This window comes from bacterium 336/3, from assembly GCA_001281695.1.
GTDB lineage: Bacteria > Bacteroidota > Bacteroidia > Cytophagales > Thermonemataceae > Raineya.
In genome coordinates, this window is the sequence record LJIE01000001.1 from 3,284,949 (window position 1) to 3,299,486 (window position 14,538).

The window sequence follows — 14,538 nt, forward strand, 5'->3', positions numbered from 1 at the left end:
AAAGTAGGAAAAAAGAGGCATATATAAAAATATGCCTCTTTAATTTTCTTCTTATTAAAATTCTGCTCCTTTCGGGAAACGTGGGAAAGGAATCACATCTCTGATATTTCCCATACCTGTAACAAATTGTACCAAACGCTCAAACCCAAGCCCAAAACCACTATGAGGTGCTGTACCAAAGCGACGAGTATCCAAGTACCACCAAAGTTCTTCAGTTGGTACACCCATTTGTTTCATACGATTTTCTAGTTTTTCATAGTTTTCTTCTCTCTGAGAACCTCCAATAATTTCACCTATCCCAGGGAAAAGCACATCCATAGCTCTTACTGTCTTATCATCATCATTTTGTTTCATATAAAATGACTTAATATCTTTAGGGTAGTTTGTTAAAATGACAGGTTTTTCAAAATGCTTTTCAACCAAATATCTTTCATGTTCACTTTGTAAGTCTACACCCCATTTCACTTCATATTGGAATTTTTTCTTCTTATGATAGTTTGAATTGAGTAAAATGTCAATAGCCTCTGTATAGGTTATTCTCTCAAAATTATTTTCTACTACAAATTTGAGTTTATCAATCAAATTCATAGGGCTTTTTTCTTCCTGCTTCTTATTTTTTTCTTCTTCAATGAGGCGTTTTTCCAATACGTCTAAATCTTCTTTGCAATTGTCTAATGCATAACGTATTACGTATTTTACAAAATCCTCTGCCAAATCCATGTTATCTTCAAGCTCATAAAATGCCATTTCAGGCTCAATCATCCAAAATTCTGCAAGGTGACGAGTTGTATTTGAGTTTTCGGCTCTGAAAGTTGGTCCAAAAGTATAGATTTTACCCAAACCCATTGCCATCAGTTCGCCCTCAAGTTGCCCAGAAACAGTTAAATTGGTAGCTCTTCCAAAGAAATCTTCTTTGAAATCTATTTCACCAGTTTCTGTTTTAGGTAATTTATGTAAGTCTAATGTGGTAACTCTGAACATTTCACCAGCTCCTTCTGCATCCGAAGCTGTAATGATAGGCGTATGTACATAATAAAAGCCGTTATCATTGTAGTACTTATGTACAGCATATGCTAAAGCATGACGTATTCTGAAAATAGAACTAAATGTTGCAGTACGGCTACGCAAATGAGCATTATCCCTAATAAACTCTAAGCTATGAAACTTAGGTTGAAAAGGATACTTATCATTAGCCAATCCATAAATTTCTACACTTTCAGCTACTACTTCTCTGTCTTGTCCTTGTCCTTCCGATTTTTTTAATTGTCCTTTTACACACAAACAGGCTCCAACAGTAATATTTTTATAGGTTTCTTCAGGAATATTACTAAAATCTACTACAATTTGAATATTATTTGCACAAGAACCATCATTCATCGAAACGAATGCTACATTTTTACTACCTCTACGGTTTTTTACCCAACCTTTTACAGTTACTTCTTGGTCTTGTACTACTACTTGTAGTAAATCTTTAATCGTTTGCTTCATAAAATACTAAATTTTAAATTATAAATGCTGGAATATTTATTGTAACAAATAAGCCTCAAAATTAAGCATTTCCAGATTTATACAACTTTTTTTTAGATTTTTTTTGAAAATTTTTGAAAAAAAATTTGCAGGTATTTAAACTTTGCTTACCTTTGCATCACTTTAAACGACGCCTCAATAGCTCAGCTGGTAGAGCAACTGACTTGTAATCAGTAGGTCGCTGGTTCGATTCCGGCTTGAGGCTCTTAAATCAAAGCTCTTACATTTCTGTAAGAGCTTTTTTGTTTTTAATGTTTTGAAATAATTTATGATAAACTTTTTTCTCCTCATTATTCTACTCCATACTTCGCATTTAGAAAAGAATTATGATATTCCCTCCATTTTAAACAAGTGGTACGATGCAACAGAGAAAAATGTAATTTTACAAATTAGTAAGAAAGAATGTATGTCGGATATTGATGTCTCAGATCATTTCGAATCAATAATTAATTATTTTAGGACTATAGATAAAAATGAATCAGATCGCATATTAATTTTAGAATTTTTGAAAAGAACTAAAAAATTAAGAGAAAATTCTTTTATTGTAGAAACAATTATTGGGGGAGAAGATGTAGAGCATATATTTTCTATTATTACCCCTCATCCCAAAGGATACTTCGAATCTGAAACATATTCTTTTCTAAGGGATGATGAATCTAGTTTAATGAAAAAACAAATTATTGAAGATATTGATTTAATGGGTCTAGTAAATGATACAAATTATTGTCAAAGAGGAAAAAGTGTACCTGAACCTATTACAATATCATACTTTGCGAATTTAGAAGGAAATATTCAAATATATTCTCGCTATTATAACCCATATCACCTCAATAGCGATAGCCCCATCTATAAACTTAGGCAAAAACTACTCAAATTATGATAAGTTATTTCATATAAAGAAGCTCCTACAGAATTGTAAGAGCTTTTTTATCTTATATCTTATCATTTATATCTCTTTTAAATTCCTTTAAAAAGCACTACTGACTCCAAATATTCAGGCACAATGACATTATGCCACTCCATTTTATCTTTGATAAGGGAAGCTAGTGTTTCAGAAGATTCTTTTTCTCCATGTACTACAAAAGTCATTTTGGGAGGGTCTTGAAAGCCTGAAAGCCAACGAAGTAACTCATCTTGATCAGCGTGTGCTGAAAGCCCTGCCACAGATTCGATATTAGCAGCTACAGTTACAGGAACGCCAAATATTTTTACAGAAGTTGCCCCTTCTAGCAAATCACGTCCACGAGTCCCCTCCGACTGATACCCCACAAACAGAACTGTATCTTCGGGTCTTGGTAGTCTGTTGAACAAATGGTGTAAAATACGCCCTCCTGTTATCATACCACTTGCCGAAATAATAATTGCCTTTTTATTAATTTGATTGAGGGCAATAGATTGGTCTTGTGTTTGAAAATAGTGAATATTAGGATGGTCTAAAAAATTTTGTCCATTTTGAAAGATATTTCCTGAAAGTGAATGGCAGTCTTCATGTTTTCGATAAAGCTCAGTAACATCTATTGCCATAGGACTATCAATATAAATCGGCACATTCGGAATCTCTTTCTTATTGAGCAGACGAGTAAGATAATACAAGACTGTTTGTGTTCGCCCTACACTGAAAGCGGGTATCAGCAAACAGCCTGTTTCTATAGTATGTCTGATGATTCTTCCCAATTCTTTTTCAGGAGAAGTGTCAATATTATCTCTGTTACCATAAGTAGATTCTACCAGCAAAATATCAGTATCTTTGATACTTAAAGGTGGTGGCATAATAGGATCTACATATCTACCTAAATCACCTGAAAACACTATTTTTTTAGAACTATTATCTCCTCTAATAAAAACTTCTACAATAGCAGCCCCCAAAATATGCCCAGCTCTTTGAAATCTAATTTTTAGCTCACTTGTAATGGTGATTACTTCCGCAAAATTATAGCTTTTAACAAGCGGAAATACACTCTGTGCATCTTCAACAGTATAAAGAGGCTCTGGTTTCTCATGTTTAGAATAACCTTTTTTACTTGCATATTCAGCTTCTTCTTCTTGGAGCTTAGCAGAATCCAAGAGTAAAATCTGAATTAAGTCTTCCGTTGGATGTGTACAATGAATATCCCCTTTAAAACCTTCTCTTACCAGTTTAGGTAAATAACCTGTATGGTCTATGTGGGCATGTGTAAGAACTACACAATTGATTTCGGCTGGATTGATAGGAAATTCATCCCAATTCAGTAACCTCAATTCTTTTTTTCCTTGAAATAAACCACAATCTATTAGAACCTTATAATCATCCAATTCAAGTAAATACTTTGAGCCTGTAACAGTCTGAGAAGCACCTAAAAAACGAAGACGAACATTCATGTAAACAAAGTTTAGTGTAAGATTTTATTTAAAATAATAATATTGTATGGATTTTAATTTAATGATAAGAAACTATATTACCAAAGAAAATCCCTAGATTTTCTGTAAAATAATTGAGTCCTATTCTAAAAAATGATATATTTGTTCTATGAAAAACAAAGTAAAATTCAGCACAGAAAGCCCTAAGGCTATTAAGGAGTTTTTGATGTCACAAACAGCTCCTTGGGTATATAACCCTGATGAAGAGCAAGATGAAGATTTTGCATTTTTCTTCTTCTTAGGTAAACATAAAAATAAAGATGTTGTCTTTGATGTAGCATTTTTTCCTTTAAGTGTACATTACGCTTCTATTATTGAAGAAACTGCCGAAGAAGAAATCAGGAAATTATACCCTGAATATGATGGAGAAGATAGCAAATTGCCTGATGATAAAATGGAAGCCATTTTGGAGCATAAAGCTGAAATTATAGGAGAAATGGAAGCAGAAGAAAATCTTAAAGTTCAAGAATTTATGGATTTTGATGATGATTTTGAAGAAGGAGACCAAATTGTGCTTTTGACAGTTTCTTTGAATATTGATGAAGTAAATGAAGAAGAAATAGACAAGTTCGTAAAAAGTTTTCAGAACAATACACTCAAAATAGATGAAAATTTATATTCTTTTAGCTTAGAAGAAGAAGATTAAGCTACTATAATATATTTGTTCTATGAAAAACAAAGTAGAATTCAATCTAGACAACCCTGAGGCTATTAAGGAGTTATTGATGTTAGAAACAGCTCCTTGGGCATATAACCCTGATGAAGAGTACAATGAAGATTTTGCATCTTTCTTTTTCTTAGGTAAATATAAAAACAAAGATGTTGTTTTTATTGTGGTATTTATCACTTTAGGTGTACATTACTCTATTACTATTGATGAAACAGCTGAAGAAGAAATGAGGAAACTATACCCTGAATATAATGGAAAAGATAGCAAACTGTCTAATGATACGATGGAAGCCATTTTGGAGCATAAAGCTGAAATTAAAGGAAAATTGCTATTAGAAAAAAATCTTCAAGTTCAAGAATTTATGGATTTTGATGATGATTTTGAAGGAGGAGACCAAATTGTGATTTTGAAAGTTGCTTTGAATATTTATGAGGTAAATGAAGAAGAAATAGACAAATTCGTAAAAAGTTTTCAGAACAATACATTCAAATTAGATGAAACTTTATATTCTTTTAGACCAATTAGATAACTTTATATTCTTTTAGCTTAGAAGAAAAAGATTAATTTGTCTATAGTATATTTGTTCTATGAAAAACAACATAAAATTCAACACAGAAAGCCCTAAGGCTATTAAGGAGTTTTTGATATCACAAACAGCTCCTTGGGTATATAACCCTGATGAAGAGTATGAAAAAGAGTATTGTCAAGATTTTACATCTTTTTTCTTCTTAGGTAAATATAAAAACAAAGATGTTGTTTTTATGGTGGAATTTATCACTTTAGGTATACATTACTCTATTACTATTGATGAAAAAGCTGAAGAAGAAATTAAGAGGCTATACCCTGAATATGATGGAGGAGATGGCAAATTGCCTGATAATCAAATGGAAGCCATTTTGGAGCATAAAGCTCAAATTAAAGGAAAATTGATTGTAGAAAAAAATATTAAAGTTCGAGAGTTTATAAAGTTTGATGATTTTGGAGATGATTTTGCAAAAGAAGACCCAAAGGTGCGTCTGACAGTTGCTTTAAATATTGATGAGGTAAATGAAGAAGAAATAGACAAATTCGTAAAAAGTTTTCAAAACAATATGTTCAAATTAGATGAAACTTTATATTCTTTTAGACCAATTAGATAAAACTTTATGTTCTTTTAGCTTAGAAGAAGAAGATTAATTTGTATATAGCAATCTAAATTTTCAATACTATGGCATTATCTATTAGGAAAATACAAACAAAGATTTTATTAGCATTCTCTCTCTTGATTGTATTGGCAGGGATTATTAGTGCTGTTACATTTCTTTATCAAAGAAATATTAACTATTATCATAGTTATAAAGATTATCTAAACGACCTTCGTCACCTTACAGCTCAGGTAGATGGTATTCAAAAAGATTTTATAGTGATAGATTCCAAAGATGAAATCTACATGAGTAGTGGCAAAAGTAAGACACTTACCCAATTAGCTATCAACACCCAAGATACAAAAAAAGCTTTATCAGCTCTTAAAGACCACTCTACTACCAAAGAATTTAAGTTAGCAACTAATATCGAAAAAATTTCTAAGCTTAGAAATACATACAATAGCAATTTTGAGTTGCTTCAAAGAAAAATCAAAGAAAGAGGATTTAAAAATTATGGATTAGAAGGTAAAATGCGTGATTATGTGCATTTCCTTGAAGAGATTGATGTGAATACCGAACTGGTTTTACAGCTTCGAAGACATGAAAAAGATTTTTTTCTACGAAAAGATCTAGAATATAAAACAAAACTCCATCAAACTGCTGAAGTTCTCAAAAGAAGTATTGTTGATAGTCCTATTCCTGATAATCAGAAAGAAAAGTATATTACTTTCGTAAATGATTATGAAAGAATATTTGATAACATTGTTCTATTAGAACAAGAGATAGGTTTTGATACTAAAAAAGGGTTGAGAGGGCAAATGACAACCACCCATGAAGCCATCAATCAAGAAGTTCAAAATCTTTTTGAAATCATTACATTTTATATTGATGGCCTGATTTTACAAGCACAACTCATTGTAGCTTCAGCTATCCTAATTATGCTCATCACAGGAGCTATTTTTGCAATTTATTTTTCTTACAGTATTTCTCGCCCTATCATTCTATTGGATAGAGTAGCTAAATCCGTTGTAAAGGGCTTAAAAGGACAAGAATCCTTTTTGGATAGAATCAATACCGATGATGAAGTTGGTGATTTATCGAAGAACTTCAAAGTCATGCTTGAAAAACTTAAAACCAGTATTGAAGAAGCAGAAGATCGTAATGAGCAATTAGAAAGTTTTGTAAGTGAAGAATACAAACGTAATTGGGAAAACGAGGGTTTGGCAATATTTGGTGATATTTTGAAAAACAATAGTGAAAATTTGGAAAAACAATCCATTGAAATTATTTCAACTCTTGTCAAGTACACAAATTCTACTCAAGGCGGATTATTTATTGTCAATGACGAAAATGAAAACCACCAGTTTTTAGAACTAAAAGCATCTTATGCTTACGAGAGAAGAAAATATTTACAGAAAAGAATAGACTTTGGAGAGGGTATTTTGGGTGCTACTTGGCGTGAAGGAGATACTAATTTAATTACAGATATTCCTCAAGATTATCTGGCCGTTACCTCAGGTTTAGGGAAAACCAACCCTAATTGCTTGCTCATTGTACCAATCAAGACAGATGATAAAATAGAGGGTATCATCGAAATAGCCTCATTAAAGGTTTATGAAAAATATCAAATAGATTTTATAGAACGACTTTCTCGTCGTGTTGCAACCAACTTGTCAGCTGTAAAATCTAACGAAAAGAATATTAAACTCCTTTATGCTGCCAAAGACTTCTCTAAACAAATTGAAGCAAAAGAGGTAGAATTGCAGAAAAAAGTAGTGGAGTATGATAATTGGGTACAACAATTTGAAAATAAATTAAATTCTGTTTCAGAGGAATCACATATTTATCAGTATGTCCTCAATAAAATTTATGATGGTATTATCATCACAGACGAAAAATTCACGATTATCAAAGTAAATAACCATATTTTACGTAAATTCCGTTATAAACGTAGTGAAATTGAAGGACAGTCTGTAGATGTTCTTGTAGAAACAGATTATAACAATATCATTGATTTAAAAGACAAAAAATTCCAGTTAAGTTATAAGTCTTTCTCTAAAAAAGTGATGGGGAAAATCATTGACCATTTTGGTAATCAACATATTGTACAGATGATGTCAGGTAAAATGGAAATTGACACCAAAATAGTGTATGTATTCTTGTTCAATGAACTCACTCAAGACGAGCTTTCTCAATTCAATCAGATGAATGACAACAAAGATTTTTTATCTAACTAAATTTATACTTAATAAATATTTATGACTGAGCTCTATCAGGGAATTATTGAAAAATTAATGCAAGGAAGTAAAGATATTAAAGCAGTAGCTTTAATTAGTAGTGATGGGCTTATGCTTCATTCTAACATTTCAGACATCAATCCTGATAAAGTAGCTGCCCTTTCAGCAGCAGTGTTGGGTCTTGCAAAAAAATCCGCTTCTGAAATGAATTTTGGAGGACTCAATGAAGTTCAAATCAGAGGTGAAGATGCTACTTATATCATCCTTTCTATAGGTGTCAAAAAATTGCTTACTTTAATTGTATCTTCTCAAGCTAATATTGGTATGATCAATATTTTAACCCGAGAAACTGTTAAAAGTTTATCAGAAGACATCTAAATTACATCATTTTAAATATATTTTATGTTAACTGTTCAACTTTTAGATGTTTTTTATGATATACTTTCAAATAAGAAAAGTGGTATTGTAGAGATTAATGCAGAAAACGGCTCATGCCATGTCAATATTTATCAAGGAGAATTTGTGATAGATTTGGATAAATCATTGTTCATGAAAGTTATGTCTGACAATATAAAAGAATTTTCATTTAAAGAAAGCAATATAGATAAAACCTTTAATTTTTATCCCTTATTAAACTTATTGTGGGATTTTTCAAACCTTTCTCTAAGCTTTTCTGATGATTTTTACAAAAATTATTTAAACAATCATATTATAGGAAAAACTTCCTTGAATGACATATATAAATTAGGTAATCAAATTGGTATCGATACTCTTTTGGTTTATTTATTTTTTTCAAAGTCTGAGAATCGAACCTTCAAAGATTTATTGGACTTCTATTCTTATAAATCCCCTCAAGATTTAAAATCTACTGTATATCGTCTGTTTATAATTGGTCAATTAAAAGTGTTAGGTAACATTATTCAAGAAAATAATGTACAAAAAGACAATCCCCAATTATCTAATAAAAATATTGCCCTTCAAAAATTACTTAATAAAATATCTAATCTATAATTTTTTTATTTTTTTTAAACATTTTGGTAAGCTTTTAAGTTTATTCTCCGAATATTCTATTTTTTATTATGAAACAAGTTCTTAAATTAGTTATATCTGGTGATGTTGGAGCAGGCAAAACAACCTTTGTAAGAGCAATTAGTGAGATAGAGCCTATTACTACTGATGAAGCTGTTACAGAGGCTTCGACCCTTTTATTGAAAGAGCATACCACCGTTGCAATGGACTTTGGTTTGCTGACTATTGATGAAGACCTCGTATTACATATTTATGCAACTCCTGGTCAGAAAAGATTTAATTTTATGTGGGATGTTTTAGCCGAAAATTGTTTTGGCTTGATTTTTCTAGCTGATGCCTCTCGCATGGATTCAATTTTAGAAACAAATAATATTATTTCCTACTTTGACCAACATTTTCCTCACATACCTTACATTGTAGGTGTTACAAAGTTAGATATACCTGATAGTCTAGCTCTACAAGCCATCATAGAACTCATGGGGAGAAATGTACAATTTTTACCCATCAATGCAAATAATCCCCAAGAAGTAAAAGATGCTACACTAGCTATCATTTCTTTGGCAATGGCTTAATAAAAAAAGATATATATTTGGTATTCTATTAAAAAAATTTAGTTTTGTATATATTAGTTTTACACAATTAAAATTTTTCATAAAATGGAAACCAAAGAAACCCAACTTAAAACATTACTTGAACAAACAGCCAAAGAAATTTCTGGAACTCTTGGTATCTCTATTGTAGAGGTTGCCTCTGGAATGGCTCTATCATCTTATTCATTAAAATCTGATTTTGATTTGAATGTAGCAGCAGCTTACAATGCAGAAGTTGTAAAACAGAAATTAAAAGCAATGCAAGCTCTTAATCTCAAAAATGAAGCTATTACAGATATGATTATCACACTTACAACACAAGTACATTTTATCAGATTTGTAGGTACTAAATATATTATTTACTTCGCAGCAGACTCTACTTCCTCTAATATGGGCATGATTAAAACAGTTTTAAATGCTAATGCTCCTAAAATTCAAGCTATTATCGATTCTTTATAAAAGAAATTTAAAGTTTTATATAAAATAAAAAACCCCACAAATTGTGGGGTTAAATTTTTATTATTCGTTATCGTCTGCTTCAATTTTCTTGGTTTCTTCTTCTTTCAATTTTTGGTCTTCTTTGTCAGTTTTTCTTTCAAGAAGAGCCTCATCGATAGCTGCACCAATAAATTTTGTGATGATTTCGATAGACTTGTAAGCGTCATCATTTGCAGGGATTGGGAAATCTACTTGGTTAGGATCAGAGTTTGTATCTACGATACCAAACACAGGGATACCTAAACGGATAGCTTCTTTTACCGCAATATGCTCACGTTTTACGTCCACGATAAACAAAGCTGAAGGCAAACGTCCTAAGTCGGAGATACCACCTAACACTTTGTCAAGTTTCTCTTTTTCTCTTTGTAACATTAAACGCTCACGCTTTGCAAGGCTTTCGTAGTTTTCACCTTTGATAAGCTTCTCAATAGAAGACATTTTCTTCAAAGATTTCTTTACAGTGTTGAAGTTGGTAAGCATACCACCTAACCAACGCTCTGTAACGAAAGGCATTTTAAGTCTTTTAGCTTCGCTAGAAACAATTTCTTGAGCTTGTTTCTTGGTTGCTACAAACATCACTTTCTTGCCTGAACGAACAATTTTCTTTAAAGCATCTGCTGCATCATTCATGCAAGCAATTGTTTTGTTCAAGTCAATGATGTGGATACCGTTTTTCTCCATGAAAATGTATGGAGCCATACGGGGGTCCCACTTGCGGGTAAGGTGTCCAAAATGAACGCCCGCATTTAATAGGTCTTTATATTCTATATTTTGAGCCATTTTTTTCAGAATTTTTAAAATCAAACCAAATATTAACGTTTGCTGAACTGGAATCTTCTACGAGCTTTCTTTCTACCGTATTTCTTACGCTCAACCATACGAGGGTCACGAGTGAGGTAACCTTCTTTCTTAAGAGCAGGACGGTATTCAGCACTGATTTCAAGTAAAGCACGAGAGATAGCCAAACGCAAAGCCTCAGCTTGTCCTGAAACTCCACCACCATCTAAATTTGCTTTGATGTCATATTTACCCAATTCATTTACAACAGCTAAAGGCTGATGAATAATGGTTTGAAGTACTTCTGAAGCGAAATACTCTTTGTAATCGCGACCGTTTACAGTAATATTTCCGTTACCGCTTTGCATGTAAATACGTGCAACAGCAGTTTTTCTACGTCCTATCGTATTGATAATTTCCATGACTTTCGTGATTAAGATTGTAAAGTGATTGCTTTAGGCTGTTGTGCTTCATGAGGATGCTCAGGACCTGCATAAGCATACAAATTGAAGAATAATCTTCTTCCCAGACGGTTGCGAGGAAGCATACCTTTTACAGCCATTTCAATCAAACGAGCTCCAGTGAATTTCTCTTTCACTTCTTTGGGAGTACGTACACGCTGACCACCAGGGTAACCAGTATGACGGATGTACTGCTTATCAGTCATTTTCTTGCCTGTTAAGCGAATCTTGTCGCAGTTGATAACAATTACGTTATCACCACAATCTACGTGAGGTGTGTAGTTTGTTTTATTCTTACCTCTCAGGATGCTTGCTATTTGGCTCGCCAAACGACCAAGGACAGCAGAGTCAGCATCCACGATGACCCATTCTTTATTTACTGTTCCTTTGTTAGCCGAAATAGTCTTGTAACTTAATTGATCCATTCTGCTTTTGTTTTAAAAATCAATATATTATAGTTTTCCAAAAATGGAACGCAAATTTAGAGCTTTAAAAATAAATATCCAAATGTATTTTTACTTTTCCTCTGTTTTTTCCAAAAAAAAGGAGTAGAAAATTTCTACTCCTTTTCTATCTCTTTATTTTTAGACTATTTTTTTACTTTCTTACTAATCACCTTTCCTTCAAATTGTAAGCTTAATACATAAATACTACTTGCCAAATGGCTTGTATTGGTAGCTTTATAAGTATTAATCCCTAAATTACCATTCAAGATTCGCTCCTCTACTATCCTACCCAATACATCTGTAAGGGTAAATCTAACTTTTCCGTCTTTGGGTAGTGTATAGGCTACTTCAAAATCATCTTTGAATGGGTTGGGGACAATAGATACTATTTCAAAGCCTTGTTGCTCAAAAATAACAGATTCTATACGAGTATATATAGATTTCTCATCTTTATCTATGGGTTTGAGTCTATAATAAGCTATTTGGACATCATCCCCTATCTTTTCATCCAAAAAGTGATATTTAGCACCTTTCTCTTGGCATCCTACCGTACCTATTTTTACAAAATCTTTACCATTCAAAGAACGTTCTACTTCATATCTATCACCATTAATTTCAAATTCTGTTTGCCATTCTAATAAAGCATCTGAATCACCTGATTTTTTAGCTTTAAAATATAGCATCCCCACAGGTAATGGATTAAAGTCACTGATGCTTCCCAATGTAAAAGGACTAAAAGTTGTAAAGGTAGTGGTACTTGTAACCGTTGTACCTGCTACTGAACCTCCCCCATTTGTCCATTGCGAACCATTCCAACGACAAACTCTTAAGTCTGTTTCTCTTCCAACATCCACACCACAACTTCTTGTGCTATTGTATCCTAAATTTACAGTTGCATTTTGAGAGCCATTTGTTCTATCAAGCATCCAATATTCGCAATTGCCTACATGGTTTAAACTTGTTTCCTTTTGTCTGATGTCATAAGGGTTCGGATAAACTCTTGTATAAGAAGCTGTAAAATGGTCTGTAAGCGTTGTTGTTCCTGAAGGGCTAAAACCAATAGGGGCAAAATACGTTCCGTTACCCAATGGGAATGTAAATGTTGTATTACCTATTTTTCTTGCTGTGCCAACAATATGACTGCTATTACTTCCCCCTGATGTAGCAGAGCCTGCTGAAAAGTCTATACGATTTGCATTTGTAGTAAGTACACCATTGTTGAATGTTCCTGTACCAGCCACCTTAATATTTGTGTTATTCAAAGATGCTCCTCCAGAGCCATTCATGGTTAGATGATGTACATTTAACACATTTCCTGTAGATTGTAAAAGAGTGAGGGTAAAATCTAACAATGTTCCAGAATCGCCCGAAGCATCATCTAATACATAAAGTGTCCATGTACCAGTATAAGTTCCACTATAAGTAGAAAAAGCTACATTTTCTGGTCTGAACGTACCTGTAAAAGGAGCTGTTCCTGCTGTAATATTGGTTGCCCCTGCATCACTAATGGTGGTATTGGTATAATTATTATCAGAGCCTCCATTATCATCAGAAATCAAAAATACTGTACCATTGGGTGATACTAAATATATCCCTAAATCCCCAGTAAATGTATGATTAATAGAGAAATTTATACTTGAAAGAGCCGTGTATGTTCCTGCAGGAACGGTTACAGAACTCACAGCACAATTGGTACAACTGGCTAATGTAGCTGATGTGGGAACTGTATTATTAGTTACTATAATGGATGATGGGTCTCCAATTGCAAAATCTGTAGTATTGGCTACACTATAAGGTATTGTTTCTGTTTGTGTATTACTAATATTTTGTACACTTGTTCCACTAAATGTAACCGTTGAGCTTGTTCCTGCTGTAAAGGTATTATTATTCGTGAAATTACCTTTTACATCCAATGCAGTGTTTGTACCTGTCATATTGAATGTTCCATTATTTTGTAAGTTACCATTGAGTGTAAGGCTTGCACCATTGGTATATGTTAAGCTACTACCATTATTGATAGTAAGATTTCGAGCTGTACCACTAATAGATGAAACAGCTGCCATTGTGATACTAAAATTGGAAATAGAACCTGTTATACCTCCATCATCATCAATTGCATACAGTCTCCAATTTCCGTTATAAGCTCCTGCATAAGATGCCAATGTTCCTACTTCTAAAGAATATGTTCCTGTAAAAGGTGCTCCTGCTGTGTTAATGTTGGTTGAGCCATCCTGAATCACAGTATTTGTATAATTATCATCAATATCTCCATTATCTGTAGAAACAAGAAATACTGTATTGTCTGGAGCTAACAAGTAAATATCTAAATCTGAATCATAGGTATGTGTAATGCTAAATCGAATATTAGAAATACCTGTATAAGTTCCTGCTGGTACAGTTACAGAACTAGAAGCACAGGTACCACATCCTGTCAGTGAAGCTGCTGTAGGAATAGTATTTCCTGTTGCTACTCCACCAGAAGGAGTATTATCAGGAATGGCTATTGTACTTGTATTGGAGTATGTTGCCCCAGAAGATTGTAAAGTAATTGTATGATTTCCCAAACATCCAATAATAACATCATCAGTTGCTGTAGGTATTGTACCTGTTGTCCAAACAGTAGGGTCATTCCAACTACCTGATTTAATAGAAATAATAGATCCTATACCTGTTGCTAAAGTTGTTGCAGAAATGCTACCTGAACCCGATAAAGCTGAAAGTCTGCCTTCTGTATAAGTATAAATACGATAGTAGTACATTGTAGAAGGTGATAAACCCGTAT

General features: G+C 32.8%; 13 protein-coding genes, 1 tRNA gene and 2 pseudogenes. 10 read left to right on the forward strand and 6 right to left on the reverse strand.

What is annotated here, in order from left to right; genetic code table 11:
* Positions 1-54: 54 nt before the first annotated feature.
* Positions 55-1,488: an asparaginyl-tRNA synthetase gene (locus AD998_15415; protein ID KOY87351.1), complete on the reverse strand. Its 1,434-nt coding sequence runs from the start codon at positions 1,486-1,488 to the stop codon at positions 55-57.
* A gap of 171 nt (positions 1,489-1,659) precedes the next feature.
* Here AD998_15415 and AD998_15420 point away from each other — a divergent pair.
* Positions 1,660-1,732 (forward strand) — tRNA-Thr (locus tag AD998_15420).
* Positions 1,733-1,795: 63 nt separating this feature from the next.
* Positions 1,796-2,407 (forward strand): hypothetical protein, encoded by a 612-nt coding sequence (locus AD998_15425; protein ID KOY87352.1) that lies wholly within the window; start codon positions 1,796-1,798, stop codon positions 2,405-2,407.
* A gap of 77 nt (positions 2,408-2,484) precedes the next feature.
* On the opposite strand, the gene AD998_15430 is transcribed toward AD998_15425, so the two are convergent.
* Positions 2,485-3,885, reverse strand: coding sequence for an MBL fold metallo-hydrolase (locus AD998_15430; protein KOY87353.1), 1,401 nt, complete (start codon positions 3,883-3,885; stop codon positions 2,485-2,487).
* 205 nt (positions 3,886-4,090) lie between these two features.
* Between AD998_15430 and AD998_15435 the strand changes: the two genes are divergently transcribed.
* From AD998_15435 to AD998_15470, 8 genes and pseudogenes are all read left to right on the forward strand, one after another.
* Positions 4,091-4,570 (forward strand): hypothetical protein, encoded by a 480-nt coding sequence (locus AD998_15435; protein KOY88236.1) that lies wholly within the window; start codon positions 4,091-4,093, stop codon positions 4,568-4,570.
* Between the two features lie 79 nt (positions 4,571-4,649).
* The gene (locus AD998_15440) at positions 4,650-5,123 is read left to right on the forward strand and encodes a hypothetical protein (GenBank protein ID KOY88237.1); all 474 of its coding nucleotides are present in this window, start codon (positions 4,650-4,652) and stop codon (positions 5,121-5,123) included.
* Positions 5,124-5,181: 58 nt separating this feature from the next.
* Positions 5,182-5,733 carry a hypothetical protein gene (locus tag AD998_15445; GenBank protein ID KOY87354.1) on the forward strand — a complete coding sequence of 184 codons (552 nt, stop codon included), beginning with the start codon at positions 5,182-5,184 and terminating at the stop codon, positions 5,731-5,733.
* A gap of 1,172 nt (positions 5,734-6,905) precedes the next feature.
* Positions 6,906-7,499: pseudogene (locus AD998_15450) on the forward strand (histidine kinase).
* Between the two features lie 513 nt (positions 7,500-8,012).
* Complete coding sequence (locus AD998_15455) at positions 8,013-8,333, forward strand: hypothetical protein (GenBank protein ID KOY87355.1); 321 nt, start codon at positions 8,013-8,015, stop codon at positions 8,331-8,333.
* Positions 8,334-8,357: 24 nt separating this feature from the next.
* The gene (locus AD998_15460) at positions 8,358-8,966 is read left to right on the forward strand and encodes a hypothetical protein (protein KOY87356.1); all 609 of its coding nucleotides are present in this window, start codon (positions 8,358-8,360) and stop codon (positions 8,964-8,966) included.
* A gap of 68 nt (positions 8,967-9,034) precedes the next feature.
* Positions 9,035-9,556 carry a hypothetical protein gene (locus AD998_15465; protein ID KOY87357.1) on the forward strand — a complete coding sequence of 174 codons (522 nt, stop codon included), beginning with the start codon at positions 9,035-9,037 and terminating at the stop codon, positions 9,554-9,556.
* 84 nt (positions 9,557-9,640) lie between these two features.
* Positions 9,641-10,033 (forward strand): hypothetical protein, encoded by a 393-nt coding sequence (locus tag AD998_15470; GenBank protein KOY87358.1) that lies wholly within the window; start codon positions 9,641-9,643, stop codon positions 10,031-10,033.
* A gap of 60 nt (positions 10,034-10,093) precedes the next feature.
* Here AD998_15470 and AD998_15475 read toward each other — a convergent pair whose 3' ends face one another.
* The 4 genes and pseudogenes from AD998_15475 to AD998_15490 form a co-directional block, all read right to left on the reverse strand.
* A complete protein-coding gene (locus tag AD998_15475) occupies positions 10,094-10,852 on the reverse strand; it encodes a 30S ribosomal protein S2 (protein KOY87359.1) in 759 nt (252 codons plus the stop codon).
* Positions 10,853-10,884: 32 nt separating this feature from the next.
* Positions 10,885-11,271, reverse strand: a complete 387-nt coding sequence (locus AD998_15480; protein ID KOY87360.1) for a 30S ribosomal protein S9 — start codon at positions 11,269-11,271, stop codon at positions 10,885-10,887.
* An 11-nt stretch (positions 11,272-11,282) separates the two neighbouring features.
* Positions 11,283-11,735, reverse strand: a complete 453-nt coding sequence (locus tag AD998_15485) for a 50S ribosomal protein L13 (protein ID KOY87361.1) — start codon at positions 11,733-11,735, stop codon at positions 11,283-11,285.
* A 467-nt stretch (positions 11,736-12,202) separates the two neighbouring features.
* A pseudogene (locus tag AD998_15490) lies at positions 12,203-12,454 on the reverse strand (hypothetical protein).
* Positions 12,455-14,538: the final 2,084 nt, after the last annotated feature.

Coding starts and splice junctions, on each gene's coding strand:
- AD998_15465 (KOY87357.1), top strand. CDS start 9,035: ATGAAACAAGTTCTTAAATTAGTTATATCTGGTGATGTTGGAGCAGGC.
- AD998_15480 (KOY87360.1), bottom strand. CDS start 11,271: ATGGAAATTATCAATACGATAGGACGTAGAAAAACTGCTGTTGCACGT.
- AD998_15430 (KOY87353.1), bottom strand. CDS start 3,885: ATGAATGTTCGTCTTCGTTTTTTAGGTGCTTCTCAGACTGTTACAGGC.
- AD998_15460 (KOY87356.1), top strand. CDS start 8,358: ATGTTAACTGTTCAACTTTTAGATGTTTTTTATGATATACTTTCAAAT.
- AD998_15475 (KOY87359.1), bottom strand. CDS start 10,852: ATGGCTCAAAATATAGAATATAAAGACCTATTAAATGCGGGCGTTCAT.
- AD998_15440 (KOY88237.1), top strand. CDS start 4,650: ATGTTAGAAACAGCTCCTTGGGCATATAACCCTGATGAAGAGTACAAT.
- AD998_15415 (KOY87351.1), bottom strand. CDS start 1,488: ATGAAGCAAACGATTAAAGATTTACTACAAGTAGTAGTACAAGACCAA.
- AD998_15425 (KOY87352.1), top strand. CDS start 1,796: ATGATAAACTTTTTTCTCCTCATTATTCTACTCCATACTTCGCATTTA.
- AD998_15470 (KOY87358.1), top strand. CDS start 9,641: ATGGAAACCAAAGAAACCCAACTTAAAACATTACTTGAACAAACAGCC.
- AD998_15485 (KOY87361.1), bottom strand. CDS start 11,735: ATGGATCAATTAAGTTACAAGACTATTTCGGCTAACAAAGGAACAGTA.
- AD998_15435 (KOY88236.1), top strand. CDS start 4,091: ATGTCACAAACAGCTCCTTGGGTATATAACCCTGATGAAGAGCAAGAT.
- AD998_15445 (KOY87354.1), top strand. CDS start 5,182: ATGAAAAACAACATAAAATTCAACACAGAAAGCCCTAAGGCTATTAAG.
- AD998_15455 (KOY87355.1), top strand. CDS start 8,013: ATGCAAGGAAGTAAAGATATTAAAGCAGTAGCTTTAATTAGTAGTGAT.